Consider the following 17,598-nt stretch of genomic DNA (forward strand, 5'->3'; position numbering starts at 1 on the left):
GAAACATCTATCTAGTAAGTTGTAATCATTCCTGAAAAGTATACGATTTTGAAGTAACTAAAGCCTAGTTTCTCGGTATTTCAGGTGTGAAATTAGGTTTTGATATTTGAATTTCCTAAAAGTTTAAATCCGCATTTTCCTGGCGATGGCCCCTATTAGAAAGGATAAACTTTCTTAAGTATAATATCATAAATGATCTAGATGGTTTTAAGGGAGAAATAGAAACAATGGAAAATATATTAATACCAGCACTAAAACAAGGCGATGAAATCATAGAAAGAAAAATCCGTTACGACTCTATAGTTGTAGAACATAACTGTTTACTGTTAAAAGCACAAAATCAACATGTCGTGCTTTTTCATGAAATCATGGATTCATTCACGATGAAAGCGGGTCCTATAAAATTAACCATTCCTGTAGGCAGTTATACGATTGCTTATTATTGGAAAGACCGTCCTTATAATTTATACATTTGGAGAGATAACGACGGAAATTATTTAGGATACTATTTTAATATTGTAAGAAATACATATATGGCGGATAAGTTGGTATCCTTTGAGGATTTGATCATTGATATCTTGGTGCTTCCGGGTGGGGCACATTTTATTTTAGACGAGGAAGAGTTACCTGTGCCATTAGAGCAATTTGAGAGTGGTTCTGTTAAACAAGCTCTAATCTCTTTACTTGATTCCATTGATATTGTTCTTTCACAAACCATTTCAGAATCCGAGAAGCTCTATAAACATAAAGACCTCCTTCCATGGCTGAACAACAAATGACATTGGCTATGATTCTTTAAACTCGAAAAAATGAACAAAAAGCCTACTTCATTCAGTAGGCTTTTTGTTCTCCCTCACTCACCATCAGCTTGAGCCGATATACTTTCGGCAAGCTCCTCAATGTTCTTAGATACCTTCGCACTGTATGAGTAGTCACCGTAGCAATATGGGTATCGAAAATTATCTTTGTCACCGCCGCAATCATAAAGCGTGGGGTTTTTTTCGACCTGAAGCATGGAAAACTTCTTTGCAAGCTCTTCATTATGCTTGCCCCCTTCATTTGCAACGAAATCAATATAACCGATTCCCATGTTATACGCTTGAAGGATCGTGGCAAAATCCACGCCCTTTTCATTGCCATATTCATTGATCCTCTTAAAATGTTTCACTCCATACTTAATGCTTTCCGTTGGATCTGTGATTGTATTTGGATCAAGGCCCGCTGACTCAGATGCCTGCATTGGGTCACCGCCCCGTCCTCGGCTTTCCTGCTGCATCAAAGCAATCAATGTCGAAGTATGCTCCTCAAGTCCGTATTTAGCCAACTCGCCTCGCAGAAGTGAACTATACTTTGTCACGTTCGCAAAAGAATCAAGCGTATTTACTGATGTTGTAACATTTTCGGAATAGGGGGTTTGCATGATCTCCTTAATGAGCAAAAATACGAAAATCAGGATGAAAATGGTAAAAACTTTCTTTGATTTCTTACGTTTCTTCTTCACATTCTCTCTCCGTTATCTCTAAGTTAATATATTTATATCTTAACAAATTGTAAGAGTAATAACTATTTAGAATACCCAATTAAATGTTCTGCAAACGAGATTACTATTAATTGTAATTAGTGTATTTTCTCCACCTCTTAACTTAGCCGCAAAAATCTTAAAAGGAACAGAGTCACACAATGCATATTTTTAGGACAATGAGACACCCTACTGGTTGGAGGTGATATGTATGGACAAGAAGAATGAAAAAGAAGAAATCCTTGATGATAAAAAGAAAAAATATAGAAACGAGTTTGGGTCAGATCCAGATGAACAAGAAATGAATGGTCTGTATGGTATGTTGGAAACTGAATATGAAGATAAGCTACACGATAAAGAAAAGTAACGATGGGTTTCTTGAATATTTGTAAATCGCCTTATATGGCGTTTTTCTATGTGTTCATATTCTAAAGGTTCGAATATAGTTTCATATGAACTGATTTTTGGATATGAAAAAAACGAAAACCGAGAAAGTCTTCGTTTTTTCCAAATTTAAATTCATTTGGTCATTAACTAAAAGGATACGATTAAAAAGGGAGTGACCTACTGTCACTCCCTTGCTCAATTAGTATTGTGAAGATTGTCCGCCATCAATCGGAATGACTACACCGTTGATGAACTCTGATTCCCCTGATAATAGGAAGGCGACTAAACGGCCGACTTCTTCAGGTTTACCGAAGCGTTTCTTAGGATTCACACTGACGAAATCCGCCATTGCTTCTTCCCAATTCTCTCCGCCTATTTGCCTGAATGATCCCTCTACCATCGCTGTTAAGATTACACCTGGTGCAATGGCATTTATGCTGATACCATATTGACCATATTCTATGGCAGCTGTTTTTGTTAAGCCTGCTACGGCATGTTTACTTGCAACGTACGCACTTTGGTTAAGCACAGCACGAATTCCGCCTACAGAAGCCACGTTCACCACTGCCCCTGATCCTTGTTCTTTCATGATTGGCAGAATATATTTCATACCATAGAATACACCATTGATATTGATGTCCGTTACTTTGTTGAAAACGTTGCTATCGTATTCAGCCATAGGGGCCTGTTTACCTTCGATACCCGCATTATTATAGAATCCATCGACTCTGCCATATTTGCTGACTGTTTGGTCTACATAATTCTTGACTGCTTCTTCATCCGATACATCTGCAGTGACCAGAAGCACTTCCGATTGAGGTGAAATTTCTAAGATTAATTTTTTTGTCAATTCCAAAGATGCATCGTTTAAATCAACTAATGAAAGTTTAGCTCCTTCTTTAGCCATTTCCAATGCGGCTGCTTGTCCTAAACCTGACCCTGCCCCAGTAATGATTACAACTTTGCCATCGAATCGTTTGCTCATATGTCAAAACTCCCTTTTTAAGTTATTTCGAAATTGTATTTGATTATATTGATTAGCCCTTAAAGCTTAAGAATCCATCATCAACAGGAATGACTTGTCCATTAATGGCATCCGCTTTTTCAGAGAACAAGAACGTTACAACTTCAGCAACTTTTTCTGGCTGAATCAATTTTTTCCTCATATGAAGTTGTGCCAAACTGTCCAGGAACTCTGGATCTTCACCAATGATCGGCGTTTCGATAAAACCTGGTGCAACACCGACAACACGAATCCCATATTGCGCAAGTTCAATTGCACCGGATTTAGTCATCGCGATGACTGCTGCTTTTGCAGCATGGTAATTAAAGCTGCCAATAGAAACCATCGTCCCATATATTGAAGCTGTATTAACGATCGTTGCGCCTGTTACACCAAGCTCCACCATCTTCCTTGCTGCATAATACATGCCATAATATACGCCGTGTTGGTCAACATCAACTACTCTGTGGTATGACTCTGGATCCATCTCCAAAAATGGTTTTACTAGTCCAATTCCAGCGTTGTTGAAAATGCCATTAATGGTGCCATGATTGGCAATTGCTGCTTCGACCATCGCTTCCACTTCTTCCGCTTTAGCTACATCCACTTTCACAAAAGATGCCTTGCCTCCCTTTTGTTGAATAGCTTCAGCCGTTTCTTTAGCGGCAACATCATTGTAGTCAGCAGCTACGACGATAGCTCCCTGGTCAGCTAATTTATATGCCGTTTCCTTCCCAATTCCGCTGCCTGCTCCTGTAATTATTATGACCTTTCCTTGTAAACTCATTTATTCGTCCCCCTATAACAAAGTTTGTTGCTTATCAGATTAAAATGGCCCCTCCGTCGATTACAAGTTCTTGACCCGTAATGTGGCTGGAAAGATCGGATACTAAGTACATCATTAGATTTGCAATTTCCTGCGGCTCAGCATACCTGCCATCCGGAGTCGTTGCTTCCAACTGTTTTCTAGCCGCTTCAGCTGCCGCGGAATCACCTTGACCAAATCCGCTTTCAATCGACCGCATCATAGCCGTGTTGACGACACCTGGGCAGACGGCATTCACCCGGACACCATGTGGAGCAACTTCGACACCAGCTGTTTTCGTCATTCCTAGAACCGCATGTTTACTAGCGCCATACGCCACCATGTTTGGCGTTGCCAGTAAACCAGCTCCAGAAGCCGTATTCACGACCGCCCCGCTTTTTTGTTCAATCATATGGGGCAATACATGTTTCATACCCAAGAAAACGCCGCGTACATTTATTGACATTAATTGATCGAAAACCTCAGCAGGATAGTCAATAAGCGGCATTATTTTGCCTTCCCACCCTGCATTATTCAAGAAAATATCGATTTTCCCATAGAAATCTATCGTTTTTTTAACATAATTTTTTATATCGTCTTCCTTTGTAACATCGGCTTTAACGAATTTCGCTTCTCCGCCTTTTTCTTTGATTTCATTTACCGTTAGCATGCCAGCCTCTTCGGAAAGGTCTACAACAACCACTTTGGCTCCATTTTCTGAAAGAGTAATAGACGCTGCCCGGCCGATACCCCCGCCGCCACCGGTAACAATTGCTACTTTTTCTGTAAAATCAAATGCTTGCATATTATTCTCCCTTTCTCCCTTTGATCTTGGTGATAATATTCTTGCTTGAATACGATTACATAATAACATCCTTTTTGTCGATTGTCGACAATTTGGTTTTAGAGTCAAAGACTCTACATCACTCCACGATTCAAGGCTTCATGAATTTCATTTTTTGCTTTAACTAAATCATCTTCTAGAATGGCCTCAATAGACATTTTTAATCTGAAATGGAAACTTTCCATCGTTTCCGTATTCCATTGGCTTTGGGCAAAAACCATGAGGATATGACTGGCTTCTTCAAAAAATCTTGATAATGCTTTGTTATTAGCGACTGAAAAAATATATCGAAATATCTGTGTTGCCCTTTTTTGATACTCGATAACATTACCTTTTTCACACTCATCAGTTGCACTTTCCAAATGCTTTCGTAATGATTGCTTATTTTCTGCGTGCCACTTCCCTTGGGAAAATTCAATGCCCATCTGGATCAGTCCGATCGTAACATCATTATATTCAATGATTTCCTTTTGTGAAAATGGCTTGACGATCGTTCCCCGCCTCGGTATTCTCTCAACAATACCGTCAACCTGCAATAGATAAAGGGCTTCGCGTACTGGTGCACGGCTAGTATTCAATTCTTTGGAAATGTCTTCTTCGACGATTTTCTCTCCAGCTTCTATTTCACCTTCAATGATTTTTTTTAAAATGTGTTTAGCGATTTGTTGTGGTAACGATTCTCCAAAATAAATGCCATCTGTCAAATTGGAAGTATTTCCAAACATCTTTCAGCACTCCTATACTTCTATAATTAATTGTGGTTGTTTTAGTATAACATAAGGATAGGAATTAACTTCCTTTAATGCTAACCAGCCAAGAAAAACCTATTTTCCTATATGGAAAAGCTCAAAAAGACTTAATGTCCAATCGCTTGGTTCGAAGAGTTATGCATACCCTACTGATTTTAGGGTTGAAAATGCAACAGATCTAGAGCCCTATAAAGGGCTCCATGTTTTTAATCAACTAGCCTCGGTTTCGCTGGATCGCAGTTTGGCTTTTCCGTGTCTGTCGATTCAGCTAGTTTCGTTAAATAATAACATTCTTCACGCCACATATGATCTGCCATTAATGGCGAAAGCGTTCCAAGAGCCTGCGCACTGAGGTTAAGCTCCTCCAATTCAAGCAGGAAGTGCTGGAAGAATTTAATTTCCAATGTGACGTCTGTATTCATTTTTTCCAATGCTGGGAATGTTGACAGATTGGTTCGTAAAAATCCAGCCATTTCAACAGCTTTTAAATAAAAATCATTAAAATGTTTTTTATATTGGTCACTTTTCTCTTTTAACCTTTTTTCAACTTCATCCATATTGGATGATATTGCACCTGCATGTCCTGCTGCATCTAACAGCCAAACTAAATGGTGATGAAGTTCATGAAAAACCGGCGGCATTTGATCTGAATTGAAGTATTTCAATAATCTTAAATATTCTTCTAATTCGTTCACCATATGATTAAGGAATGAGGGTGAAAGATGTATTTTTATTTTACCTACCAGATGTTCTTTAATTAGGCTTAACTTAAATTCTCGAAATCTTAATGTCTCTTCTTCTGCGATGGCAGTAAGTTGCGAAATCTCTTCCGAATTGGCTTGATCAAGGAGAGCATCAAAAACTTGAATGAATTCAGAGGCAATTTCAATGTTTTCCACTTCAACCGGCGCTAAAGACTCATGGATGAACCTGGCATGGTCTCCTAAGATTTGCAGCCAAAACCGATGCTCGAATCTTGCTGTTTTCTCCAAAAACTCGTTCATTTTCTCTCCCCCATAATTTAAAGTATAAGAAACTCACTTATAATTTGTATTCCTAAACCTACAAACATATTAATATAAATTATATGGGGCGTAATGAAGCCTTAACTTGATCCTATACCCGCAGATTGCTCACACACCAACAAATTAATGGGGTCTTGGAGTGCTTCAAAAACGGTCATTTTAAAACTTAAACCAACCTTATATTTATATTGATTTAATCATTCTGGAAGTGGTGAAATTTTCAAATTAAAGCCGGTAGGAGGAAGGTAGATTGTCAAAGGAAATAATGAGTTACATTGACTATTCAATGGAGAAAATTCCAGGAGGAGAAATAGAATTAAGGGACGATAGAATTAAAAGCAAATGGAAAGCTGAAATAAGACCGTTCCTTCTTGCCCGTTATCCTGTTACAACGGATTTCTACTATGCCATTACAAATAATTCACCTAATTCTTTTGATCGGGATCTGAAACCTGTTGTGAATATTTCTTGGAATGATGCAATTTCTTTTTGTAATCTACTTTCACAGAAAGCTGGACTGGGAGAGTGTTATTCTAAAAATGGGGAAAACATTGTTTGTGATTGGGAATCAAGCGGTTTTCGACTTCCTTCAGAAGCAGAGTGGCAATATGCATGTAAAGCCGGGACTGCTGGTTATAGATACGGAGAGCTGAATGAGATCGCCTGGTATAACGAAAATTCAGGTGGCATGATCCATGAAGTAGGAACAAAGGAACCGAATCCATGGGGGCTGCATGATATGTTAGGGAATGTTTGGGAATGGTGCTGGGACTTATATGATGAACAAGTGTACGGCACCTACCGTATTTTTCGAGGAGGTAGCTGGGCTGAGGATGCCAGAGGTTGTGGAGCTTCATGTCGCCGGCGCAGCCATCCGACATTTTGCATAGACGACCTAGGATTCCGTCTTGCCCGGTCTTTTTAACCTCAGCAAGCCAACTTCATTCAAGGCTTCACAGTTTTAGTAACGGATAACAGGAGGAAACCAGAGAGATCAGCTGTATGTATGCATAGTGAAACCCCAAAAAAACCCCGTCTTATATGTATCTTACATCTATTCATATTTATTACCAGTTTCTTGATAGGATTCCGATGGGAACAAAATAAAAACCTGAAAATTTTTCAGGTTTTTTATTATTTCTTCATTCGATTACCAGAGAAATGCGAGAAAAACTAAAGATGCAATTGCACCAAAGGCAAATCCATTTGCGGCACCCCAACCATATCCTGCATTAAAACCTCCATAACCAAAACCCCCAAGGTTTCCGCCACCGTCAAATGGACGAATATATACACGGTTCGGTGTAACCCGGTGTATGATTCCCCGATGTACGGTTCCTCTGCTTGTACGAATTTCAACCGGTCTTCCCACACCTTGCCTGCATTTATGATAATAATTATGATATCCCATTTTGCACTCCCCTTGTCAGTCGATTTTACATCGTATGCATTCGGGGACTAAATACCCACCAATCCTTTAAAAGTCTTTCCCATTTTCCTTATCAAAAGGTTAAAACACTCTTTGAAACCAAAGCATAAAATACATTTATACATGTACCAAAGGAGATTATGCCATGAACCACTCATACCAAGACGCACTAGCCATACTTGGAATTGAAGGGGCCCACCCTGGTGGATTTGAACTGACTAAGCAGCTCTTGAAAAATGAAAAAATCGATCATACGTCAATAATCCTTGATGCCGGATGCGGGACAGGGCAAACCTCATCTTACTTGGCAAAAACGTTTCTTTGCAAAGTATCCGCGCTTGATAATCAGGTGAAACATGCAAAAAAAAGATTCCAAAAGGCTAACTTAAGCATTGACCTATATAAGTCTTCAATAGAAGAACTGCTTTTTGACAATAATTCTTTTGATTTTATCATTGCCGAATCAACGACTGCATTCACGGATATACAAAAATCACTCCGAGAATTTTACAGGGTCCTTAAACTAGAAGGAACTTTGTTATCCATTGATATGACAGCAGAAACCAGCCTTGATCCTGCCTCAAAAAAAGAAATCATTAACTTTTATAATTTAAGAGAATTATTGACGCAATCCGAATGGTTAAAGGCCTTCCAACAAAACGGATTTACAGATTTAAAAATCTTGAGATCGAGTACCGTCTTAGAGGAATTAATGAATTCTTCAGCATCAAATAGCTCCATTCAGCCGTTGAATGGATCCTTGGAACGAGTCATGGACGCACATTACCGCCTCATTTTATCTTACGGAAACCGCCTCGGATATAGAGTATACAGAGCAAGTAAAAAATAGGGCATTCATCATGAATAACGCAGCTTAAGATGTGACTGGAATCTTGAACACAATGAAAAAAACCTAGAACAAGTTCAAGGTTTAAAGGGATGGTCTAATCTAGTCGATGATCTGTACACAATTTCGGCCATTCTTCTTTGCGGCATATAAGGCTTGGTCGGCCCGTGGCATCAATGTTTTGATGGAAATGCTTCGGTCACCAGCTTCAATTAATGCAGTAGTCACCCCAAAACTGCAGGTAACGGAAATCTTCTCTTCATTAACCACTGCAATACTTTCAGAAACCTTTTCCCTTATCATATCGGCCAACTCATATGCAATGGGTAAAGCAGTATTCGGCAAACATATGATAAATTCTTCACCGCCATAGCGCCCTAATAGATCTCCATCCCGAATGTGTTCCTTTGCAGTATTCGCTACAAGCGTTATGATCGCATCCCCTGCTTCATGCCCAAAGGTATCATTTACATTTTTGAAATGATCGATATCAAACATGATAACTGAAACATTGCCGCCTTCCATGCTTAGAGCATCAAATAACATTTCCGATTTTTTGAAGAAAAATGTTCTATTCAATATTTGGGTTAATCCGTCCAAGCTGGCAAGTTGCTTCATCTTTTCCAGCATGAGCACTCTTTCAGTTACATCGGCGAAGGTAATGATCTGTCCGATAGGCAGGTTGTTTTTGTTGAACACGGGTGAAAAACCAATATGGTAATGTACCATATCACCATTTATGCTGCAATTAAAGTCACTGTCTTGTTTAAGGTCGATTATTCCCCTTAGATGTTGATTCCCATTTAGCACACTTGTAATCGGTTTACCTATGGAATGTTCATCCAACATTGGCATGACTTTGCGCATTCCACGGTTATAGTCGACAATCACCCCCTGTTGATTTAAAACGATGACTCCCTCTTTCATACTTTCAAAGACGGTTTCCCGAGCGATTGGGGCTACATTGAACATTTGAAAAGTCAAAAGTGCCGCACCATGAAAGATAAACGTGAAACTCATGGATACAGGACCAAGATCGATACCATATGAGCTTAATCCATTTATATAATAATAATTTGCTATTATAGGAATAAGAAGACCTGCCACCATCATTGATATTTGCATCCTGAATCTGAATGAAGATTTTTTCACCTGTTTTAGCAATATTATTATACTTATCATCACACATAAAAAAAGAAACAGGGAGTGTACGTAAAACCAAGGGCCGCCCACCAGTTTAATAATTGGAAAAGGACTATCGCTTCTCAATTCCATTGATTTGTAATATAAGTGATGAAGGTCATTTGTATAATGCATGAAAATGGTGATGAACGGTATGATGAAGAGTGCATATTGCCAGACCTTCTTAATTCTCTGACCTACATATTCAATGCACATCAACAAAAGGAATACTGGGATGAATGGTAATGCCAAGTACTCGACCCTTAACCAGAATATGATTTGTTCTAACGATGTACTGGAAAGTTCGAAAGCATAGGAAAAAGTAAAGATGGAAGACAATAATGTCACGAGAATATAGGGTTTTGCTCCAGGTGCATCCTTGATCTTTAACTGTGCAAATAAACACAGAAACAAGCTTGAAGCACCTGCTATTATGACTACGAGTATGTATAACAATAACTCCCGTGGCAATGCGAATCAACTCCGTTTAACAAAAAAATAGTTTTTCCGTATATTATATAGCACTTTATGACTAGGTGACTAGAGTTTATTCAGGGAATTCTGAATTTTAACTCCCCTATTTACTTACACCTCAAGCCGCCGAACAAAATAAACATCCAGTTTTACAACATGAAAAACCCTGCTTCATCACTTTGAACGTGAGTGGCAGGGTTTCTAATTCAAATAAATGAAGTATTTAGATGCTTGATTATACCTTCTCTGTTACTGCTGTGAATCGCTTTAAGAATGAAAGTATTTTTTGGTAGACGGCAATTTCATTTTCTTTTTTGGAAAATCCATGTCCCTCATCTTCTAAAAGCATATAATCGACATCTCTTCCTTTATCCCTCAAGGCTTGAACGATTTGATCTGATTCCTCTTTGACGACACGGGGATCGTTTGCTCCTTGAATGACAAGCATTGGCTTTATCATCGATTCTAAATATGTGATAGGCGAATACTCGATTAGTTTTTCTTTATCTTTTTCCGGATTTCCTACCCACTGATCCATGATTGGCTTCCAATCTTCTGGAACGGAATTGATAAATGAGAAGAGGTTGGATGGACCGAAAATATCGACAACCGCCTTAAAATAATCTGCATGTCGTCCGTGCAGCAGAAGTGCCATATACCCTCCGAAGCTTCCGCCCATCAATAGGATATTACCTTTTTGTGCATGTCCTTGGTCTATCAGCCAATCAAGGCCGGCTACATTATCAAGTCGTGGCCCATTTCCCCAATCTCCCTCTACCATTTTCGTGAATTCCAAACCATAACCAGTAGAACCGCGGAAGTTTGGCGCAAAAATACTGTAACCGTGATTCAGGAAAAATTGAAATGAAGCTCTGAAGGACTTCCGTTCTGACGCTTGAGGTCCTCCATGAGGCCAAAAAATGACTTCACCATTGTCATTTTCCTTTTTTGCCCTAAAAAATAACGACTCGATCTCCAGGCCATCAAAGGAAGTGTATGTAATGATGTCGGGTTCAACCAATGCATCAGAATCGACGCCAGGAACAGTATATTTAGTTAATGATACCCACTCATCACCTGTATTTTTATAAATATTATGAGGCTTTGTTGCGCCCATGCCAAATAAGTAAAGCGTGCCTGATGCAGCAACCTCAAGCTTATTAATAACGCTGCACGGCACGGGGATGTTTCTCCAATTTTCATTTTCCAGATTGAATTCATATAATTGATCCTCTACACCCTTTTGACTGGTTATATATAAAAGTTGATTCTCTTTACTATAATTAATGGCAGTAAAACTCTCATTCTCCAATTCTTTAACTTTACAGAATTTGTTTGTTTCAAGGTTGTATGAAGCCAAATAGGTAAAGTCCGAATCATAATCAGTCAATAAATATATCATCGAATCCGAAACAAAAACACCATCATTCACTGTGTGCTGTTTCTCAGTGGGCGGAGTGAGCAGGATATCTTCGTTCCCTTTTTTTGCATAGAGAAGGGTATTTGTATTGGAAAAGTGTTTATAGTAAAGTAAGGTTTCTTCATCAGGGCTGAAGCCAAATAAATAGGTCGCTGCACCCTTCCCCTCCAATACCAGCTTTTCCTGTCCTGATTCTAAATCTAAACAATAGGCATTTAGAAAGGAAGCATTTCCTCTGGATGTGGTGTAATAGAGCTTTTTACTGTCATTCGATAATTTTGGCATGAAATTACGTGTATTTTCATGATGAACGATTTCCTTCATTGTCCCGCCATTCAAGGGAACCCCGTAAAACTGGGTATTTTCATTACCGTCTTGATCGAAACCAGCAATTATGAACCGGCTCTTCTTATCATATATCAGTGCTTGGCAGCTTTGATCAATGGATGTAAGCGGATAAGGAAAGGAGTTTGGCAAATCCACTCCCCATAAATTATACTTGCCGCTCAAATTGGTACTGAAAACCAGATGTTTTTCATCTGGACTTACGGCAAAATCAGCAATGGAAAAAGTTCGTAAAAATTGCTCAACATCAGGTTTTGGAAAAGTGATCATTTTGGCAGCCCCTCACATTTATAATATTAAGAAATATCTGTAAATAATTATACCATATTTTTCCTTAATGGTATAAGTAAACTGTCTATGGAAGTAGAGAATTCTAGTTTGCTATTCTAGTAAAAAAACTTATGTAACTATTTTTACTATGCCTCTAATTTGGAAAAACGATTTTTCCGATGTATGCTTAATTCTAAAGCCGTCAGGGCATCGTTTTGTCATCCGATAGGAATGATGTGAAAAGCATGTTAAAATACGAAAAAAGCTCAAGAGCATTGGGCTCTTAAGCTTTTTAAGCATCAATCGATATATCTTCTTGCTCCTGCATATTCCTCTCCGTATCCCGATGTTTTTATTTCATCTATCCTTACATGTGTTGAGCTGTTTGGCGAATGGATCATTTTGCCGTCACCAATATACATTCCGACATGATGGACCCTTCCTTTCCCTTTATCATAGGCAAAAAATAGTAAATCACCTGGTTGAAGATTTTCTTGTTCCACCTTTTTGCCATGTTGCGCCTGAACGGAAGAGTCCCTTGGTATCGTTATTCCATTAGCATGGTACATTGTATAGGTAAATCCAGAACAGTCAAATCCAAAACCGGACATTCCAGCCCATAGGTAAGGAAGCCCTAAAAATCCTTTTCCTGATTCAACGATGTCCTTTCCAGTTGGAGCAGGTATTTGATTTTCATTTTGATAGACTGACACGTCCTGCTTTTCTATCCATTTTGCTCCATTACTAGGTGTCATCACCTTCACTTTATCTTTTTTCACCTGCAATAATGGGAGGCGGGTATTGAAGCTGACCTCCATGAATTGGGACCGAAGTTTCGAATCCGAATAAAGCCAAGTCTTTGGGGCATTTACAAGGGCAAATCCTCGTTTAAATTGCTTCTCAAAAGAACTTCCGTCTTTTAATTGTGCCCTTGGCATCCAACCTGGATAACCAATATCATTACGGGGCGTCGGTTGATTGGCAACGGCTACTTTCACCCATTCACCCCGTTCTTCTAAAATCGTCACTTTTGAACCATATAACGCTTGTGTTTCCAGGTTACCTACAAGCCACAGTTTGTCTTCATATTTCATCGAGCTGATCCAAGCATTCAAATCAACGGGATTCGATGCAGAAGGTGCATCGATTTCCCTTAATAATCCCGGCTCAGTCCAAAGAGTGGCCACGCTTACATCAACATAGGCAATTCTCTGCTTCTCTCTTGAACTAGCTTCATTGGGACTGAATACTAAAATACCAATAGCAAATAAAGATAGCACAAAAACGGTTAACCTTTTCAAAATAATCACCCTTTCGAATTTGTTTTTATTGAGTAAAAGAGGATTTCCTCTTAACTCCCAGTCCAGGTTTATCGGAAATTAGAAGTTGATCTTTCATAAATTGAATGCCTTCAAATGGCTCATTCTTAATCCATAATGGGGCATCTAAATCAATCTTCGTTATATTTGGATGGGCGGTTGCCAGATGAGCCGCGGCCGCTACACTCACGGATGATTCCATCATACTCCCGATCATGCATTCCACCCCGGCTGCTTCTGCCATATCGGCAATTTGGAGTGCACGTCTAATTCCGCCTGTTTTCATTAATTTAATATTAAGGAGATCAACAGCATGTTCATTCAGGAGTTTCATGGCGTCACGAGGGGAAAACAAACTTTCATCGGCCATGATCGGCACTTGGACAGACCTCTTTATTTCTTTCAACCCTTCGATATCATGAGCTTTGACGGGCTGTTCCACTAAATCAACATTCAGCTTTCTTTCCTCGAGTTCATGAATGATGGAAATCGCTTGTTTTGTTGTCCACCCTTGATTTGCATCAATCCTGATCATAACCTGGTCGCCAACAGCAGCACGAATGCAGGCAACCCGCTCCACATCACTCTCCCAATCTTTCCCCAGTTTTATCTTCATCGTAGAAAATCCGCCATCAATGAGGGACAATGCCGCCTTTGCCATTTTTTCGGGTTCACCAACGCTAATTGTCATATCATTTTTAAGGACATTCGATTTACCGCCAAGATATTGATATAAAGGGAGCTGCCATCGTTTGCTGACTGCGTCGTACAAAGCGATTTCAACAGCAGCTTTTGCACTTGTGTTACCTACACAGGATCGTTGGATCAGCTGAGACAATGCGTTGATATTCTCGATGTTGCGGCCAATTAGATGTGGTGTGATCACTTCTTCAATGACCGTCATGATTCCTTTTGTAGAGTCACCTGTGATGGCTACCGTAGGGGCTGCGGCCCCCAAACCTTCCGTTCCATCCTCCAACTTTACGGAAACCATGATATTTTCAATTTCCATTGCTGTACGTAATGCAGTCTTGAATGGCTTGACAAGTGGCAAGGTTTCCACTGATACTTGTAATCTTTCAATCTTCATATTAACAACCCTTCCTTAAAAGCTTGAGAGTATATATGATGTAAGAATTCCAAAATAGGTGCCCAGAAGACTGCCAAGTACAGCCATCAATATCCCGACCGGTATTAGCGCCCGGTTGAAAGAACCTGCCAATATAGGGGCTGATGCCACACCCCCTATATTGGCCAATGAGGCAACTCCCATTGTAAATAGATCCAACTTAAAGATCTTGGCCAAAATGACCATGATCAATCCATGAAAGAATAGAATCATAAATCCGGATAAAATATACACAGGTGCTTGAAACAGCTGTGAAAAATCGGCATGGGAAGCAATTAAACCAATGACTATATAAAGCATGACTTTGGAAATTTCCATGGAACCGGCAATACGTCCAACCTTCGTGACAGCCAGAATTAAACCTACGGTCGAAGCGATGATGATCGTCCAGGTGGTACCATTCACTGCGGCACCCAGAACTGGTAGTCTTTCCCCAATTTTTGTTGCCCCTGCTGAAATAATTAAAGCCAGCGCCAAGAATCCGATCAACTCCACAAATCCAAATTCCGTCTTGGCGGTTTCACCCGCTTCAAGCTCGGAAGTCATTTGATCAATAAAAGATGTATCCGCTTTAGTCCAAATATTGAATTTTCCAGCAAGAGGCACCAGCCAAAACAGGAACATGACCCAAATGGAATAATTGACTGTATCCATGATCAACGCATAGCCAAAAATATTTTCCGGCACATCGAGTATGCCTTGCAAGATCACCATATTGGCAGAGCCCCCTGTCCAGCTTGCGCTTAAAGCCGAGAATGCCTTCCAAGTTCCTTCCGCATAGAAGCCATTCATTAAGACGTAAGTAAAAGTAAACCCTGCGATGATGCTGAATGAAGCTGCAAAAAAAGTTAACAGCATCTTTGGTCCAAGTCTGATTATTTTCCGCATATCGCATTGCAAAAGCATCAGCATCAACATGGCAGGCAGCAGAAGTCCTCGTATGGTGCTATACGCACTTTCGACTGACTCACTATCTGAAAAGACCCCGAATGTTTTCATTAGAGCCGCTCCAATATAAATAAGGACAATACCAGGAACATACTTGAAGAACTTTCCTCCGATTTTTTTTTCCGCTACGGCAATCACGGCAGTAAATGCCAATAAAAAACAGACAAACATCACACCATCTTGAATCATATTCCATACCTCCTTATATTTAGGGATTTAGGGGATTTCATGATAATAAAATCTATTCAAACACGCCAATGAAGTCTTTCATGGCCTTACATAAAAAAATCCAGCTGCCAAAGAGCGCGTATACACTCTTTAACAGCTGGATTTCAATTGCGACTGACAAATGAAGCAGCTATAACTTATAAAGTTGCTGATATTTAATGCTGGCATTTCTAAGAGCGACGGTCAGTGCTTTCTGGGATGAACCAAAGTACCGTTTCTCAATTTCTTTCTCCATTTCATCAGACCTAAGAATGGATTTACCAACTAACATGGAATGAATGAAACGTGATGTAATCGATATCGTGGTCGAGCATTCCGCATCCACTATTTCATGCGTATCACGATCAATGACGAACCCGATAAAAAAGCAGTTGAATTGCTGTGTAATTGGATTATTGGACGCCGCCTTCGATTCGCCGACTATATATACTGTATTCTGCTGAAACATACTTATTGTGCCTCCTGCCATTACAGACATCATAACAGGTATAAATAGGGTGACTATCTATATTATTACAATATGAAATGGTTACATATATTCTAATATATATAGCCATCATTTGACAATATATTTCGTATATTAAGTCAATTACCGATTCCTGCGCAATAGAATAGATAAGTTCTATAACTAATTCGCCCATCTAACGGGAAAAATCACGAAAGATACTAGGTATTGTTAATAAAACAGGGTTTAGTGGTCATTTTTCGACCTACCCGCACTTTATTCGGCCGTTCATGAATTAATTCGACCTTCACAATCATTATTCGGTCTATGGTTCGGGATCCAACAGATCATTTCAGCCCTTCATACGGCTTATATTTCGCATACAACTCTTGTCGGCGATTGCGATCCTTGAAAGTGGTTGCTGCACCACTTTTTCGATTCTCATAAAGCTCGTCCATATCGACTGTACCGGTTATGATCGTATGTTCATTCATTACCGCCTCGGCTACTATTCCATTTGCTGGCCAAGCGCTGTCACAGGGGCTAAGAATACTGGCACGGCCATACCCGTTCGGCAGGGGTGACCCTGGTTCACCAACAGTGGGGCAATGAACAAAATATACCTGATTCTCGATTGCACGCGCATGAGCGCAATGGCGAACTCGCCAAAAACCAGCCTCTGTAAATGTGTATGATGGGCAAAAAATGATGTCGGCCCCATTCACGGATAATATCCTTGATATTTCAGGTATCTCCGCTTCATAACATACCGCTATCCCTATCTTAACCGGTCCAATGGAGTAAACTTCCAGCTCATCACCTTCAGAAGTATGCCAATTCGCTTCAGCAGGAAAGATATGTGTTTTTTTATGCTCAACGACTGATCCGTGTTTATCAAAAATATATGCAATATTGAAGTATTCCTTTCCGCGTCGTTCCAGATGCGTACCGGCAATGATAACCTGTTTTCTTTTTCTTGAAAGTGACCTGAAAAGATCTTTGTATTGATTGGTATATTCATCAATCCTGGTGACGGACGAAACATCCTGTTTTCCAAAGGCCGCTGATAACCCGATGGTTAACAGTTCAGGAAAAATGATATAATCCGAGTCTTCGGGAACTTGGGTAATCAAGTCTTCTACTTGTTCCTGAAATTCATTGAAAGTTGACACCTTTTCTACACGAAATTGACAAGCCGTTATTTTAATTTTCACAAAAGCCCTCCCAAAT

At 39.7% G+C, this 17,598-nt stretch carries 18 protein-coding genes; 4 read left to right on the top strand and 14 right to left on the bottom strand.

Features of this window, described 5'->3' with window-relative positions; translation table 11 throughout:
* Window positions 1-227 precede the first annotated feature (227 nt).
* Window positions 228-779 (top strand): DUF402 domain-containing protein, encoded by a 552-nt coding sequence (locus V3595_RS05915; RefSeq protein WP_485905917.1) that lies wholly within the window; start codon window positions 228-230, stop codon window positions 777-779.
* A 74-nt stretch (window positions 780-853) separates the two neighbouring features.
* On the opposite strand, the gene V3595_RS05920 is transcribed toward V3595_RS05915, so the two are convergent.
* Window positions 854-1,501: a lysozyme family protein gene (locus tag V3595_RS05920; RefSeq protein ID WP_485905918.1), complete on the bottom strand. Its 648-nt coding sequence runs from the start codon at window positions 1,499-1,501 to the stop codon at window positions 854-856.
* Window positions 1,502-1,730: 229 nt separating this feature from the next.
* Between V3595_RS05920 and V3595_RS05925 the strand changes: the two genes are divergently transcribed.
* On the top strand, window positions 1,731-1,886 hold the full coding sequence (locus V3595_RS05925; protein ID WP_485905919.1) for a DUF4021 domain-containing protein: 156 nt from the start codon (window positions 1,731-1,733) through the stop codon (window positions 1,884-1,886).
* Between the two features lie 219 nt (window positions 1,887-2,105).
* Here V3595_RS05925 and V3595_RS05930 read toward each other — a convergent pair whose 3' ends face one another.
* The 5 genes from V3595_RS05930 to V3595_RS05950 all read right to left on the bottom strand — a co-directional run bounded on the left by V3595_RS05930 (window position 2,106) and on the right by V3595_RS05950 (window position 6,311).
* Complete coding sequence (locus V3595_RS05930) at window positions 2,106-2,891, bottom strand: glucose 1-dehydrogenase (protein ID WP_485905921.1); 786 nt, start codon at window positions 2,889-2,891, stop codon at window positions 2,106-2,108.
* A gap of 52 nt (window positions 2,892-2,943) precedes the next feature.
* The gene (locus V3595_RS05935) at window positions 2,944-3,696 is read right to left on the bottom strand and encodes an SDR family NAD(P)-dependent oxidoreductase (protein WP_485905922.1); all 753 of its coding nucleotides are present in this window, start codon (window positions 3,694-3,696) and stop codon (window positions 2,944-2,946) included.
* Between the two features lie 34 nt (window positions 3,697-3,730).
* Window positions 3,731-4,519 (bottom strand): SDR family NAD(P)-dependent oxidoreductase, encoded by a 789-nt coding sequence (locus tag V3595_RS05940; protein ID WP_485905924.1) that lies wholly within the window; start codon window positions 4,517-4,519, stop codon window positions 3,731-3,733.
* A 113-nt stretch (window positions 4,520-4,632) separates the two neighbouring features.
* The gene (locus V3595_RS05945; protein ID WP_137016769.1) at window positions 4,633-5,283 is read right to left on the bottom strand and encodes a GntR family transcriptional regulator; all 651 of its coding nucleotides are present in this window, start codon (window positions 5,281-5,283) and stop codon (window positions 4,633-4,635) included.
* A gap of 230 nt (window positions 5,284-5,513) precedes the next feature.
* Window positions 5,514-6,311: a DUF2935 domain-containing protein gene (locus tag V3595_RS05950; protein WP_485905927.1), complete on the bottom strand. Its 798-nt coding sequence runs from the start codon at window positions 6,309-6,311 to the stop codon at window positions 5,514-5,516.
* A gap of 286 nt (window positions 6,312-6,597) precedes the next feature.
* Between V3595_RS05950 and V3595_RS05955 the strand changes: the two genes are divergently transcribed.
* Window positions 6,598-7,257: a formylglycine-generating enzyme family protein gene (locus V3595_RS05955; RefSeq protein ID WP_485906761.1), complete on the top strand. Its 660-nt coding sequence runs from the start codon at window positions 6,598-6,600 to the stop codon at window positions 7,255-7,257.
* A 225-nt stretch (window positions 7,258-7,482) separates the two neighbouring features.
* On the opposite strand, the gene V3595_RS05960 is transcribed toward V3595_RS05955, so the two are convergent.
* Complete coding sequence (locus tag V3595_RS05960) at window positions 7,483-7,743, bottom strand: hypothetical protein (RefSeq protein WP_137023549.1); 261 nt, start codon at window positions 7,741-7,743, stop codon at window positions 7,483-7,485.
* 163 nt (window positions 7,744-7,906) lie between these two features.
* On the opposite strand from V3595_RS05960, the gene V3595_RS05965 reads away from it, so the two are divergent.
* Complete coding sequence (locus tag V3595_RS05965) at window positions 7,907-8,611, top strand: class I SAM-dependent methyltransferase (RefSeq protein ID WP_485905929.1); 705 nt, start codon at window positions 7,907-7,909, stop codon at window positions 8,609-8,611.
* Between the two features lie 99 nt (window positions 8,612-8,710).
* Here V3595_RS05965 and V3595_RS05970 read toward each other — a convergent pair whose 3' ends face one another.
* The 7 genes from V3595_RS05970 to V3595_RS06000 form a co-directional block, all read right to left on the bottom strand.
* Entirely contained in the window at window positions 8,711-10,261 is a 1,551-nt protein-coding gene (locus V3595_RS05970) for a histidine kinase N-terminal 7TM domain-containing diguanylate cyclase (protein WP_485905930.1), read from the bottom strand.
* A gap of 238 nt (window positions 10,262-10,499) precedes the next feature.
* Window positions 10,500-12,299, bottom strand: coding sequence for a S9 family peptidase (locus V3595_RS05975; RefSeq protein WP_485905931.1), 1,800 nt, complete (start codon window positions 12,297-12,299; stop codon window positions 10,500-10,502).
* A 299-nt stretch (window positions 12,300-12,598) separates the two neighbouring features.
* Window positions 12,599-13,600: a C40 family peptidase gene (locus tag V3595_RS05980; RefSeq protein WP_485905932.1), complete on the bottom strand. Its 1,002-nt coding sequence runs from the start codon at window positions 13,598-13,600 to the stop codon at window positions 12,599-12,601.
* A gap of 25 nt (window positions 13,601-13,625) precedes the next feature.
* Complete coding sequence (locus V3595_RS05985) at window positions 13,626-14,708, bottom strand: dipeptide epimerase (protein ID WP_485905933.1); 1,083 nt, start codon at window positions 14,706-14,708, stop codon at window positions 13,626-13,628.
* 15 nt (window positions 14,709-14,723) lie between these two features.
* Complete coding sequence (locus V3595_RS05990) at window positions 14,724-15,884, bottom strand: DUF819 family protein (protein ID WP_485905934.1); 1,161 nt, start codon at window positions 15,882-15,884, stop codon at window positions 14,724-14,726.
* 169 nt (window positions 15,885-16,053) lie between these two features.
* Entirely contained in the window at window positions 16,054-16,371 is a 318-nt protein-coding gene (locus V3595_RS05995) for a DUF3870 domain-containing protein (protein ID WP_485905936.1), read from the bottom strand.
* Window positions 16,372-16,715: 344 nt separating this feature from the next.
* Window positions 16,716-17,582, bottom strand: a complete 867-nt coding sequence (locus tag V3595_RS06000) for a nitrilase-related carbon-nitrogen hydrolase (protein WP_485905937.1) — start codon at window positions 17,580-17,582, stop codon at window positions 16,716-16,718.
* Window positions 17,583-17,598 lie beyond the last annotated feature (16 nt).

The sequence above is a fragment of the Bacillus sp. CFBP9009 genome (assembly GCF_036541465.1).
In the GTDB taxonomy this organism is placed as follows: domain Bacteria; phylum Bacillota; class Bacilli; order Bacillales; family DSM-1321; genus Peribacillus.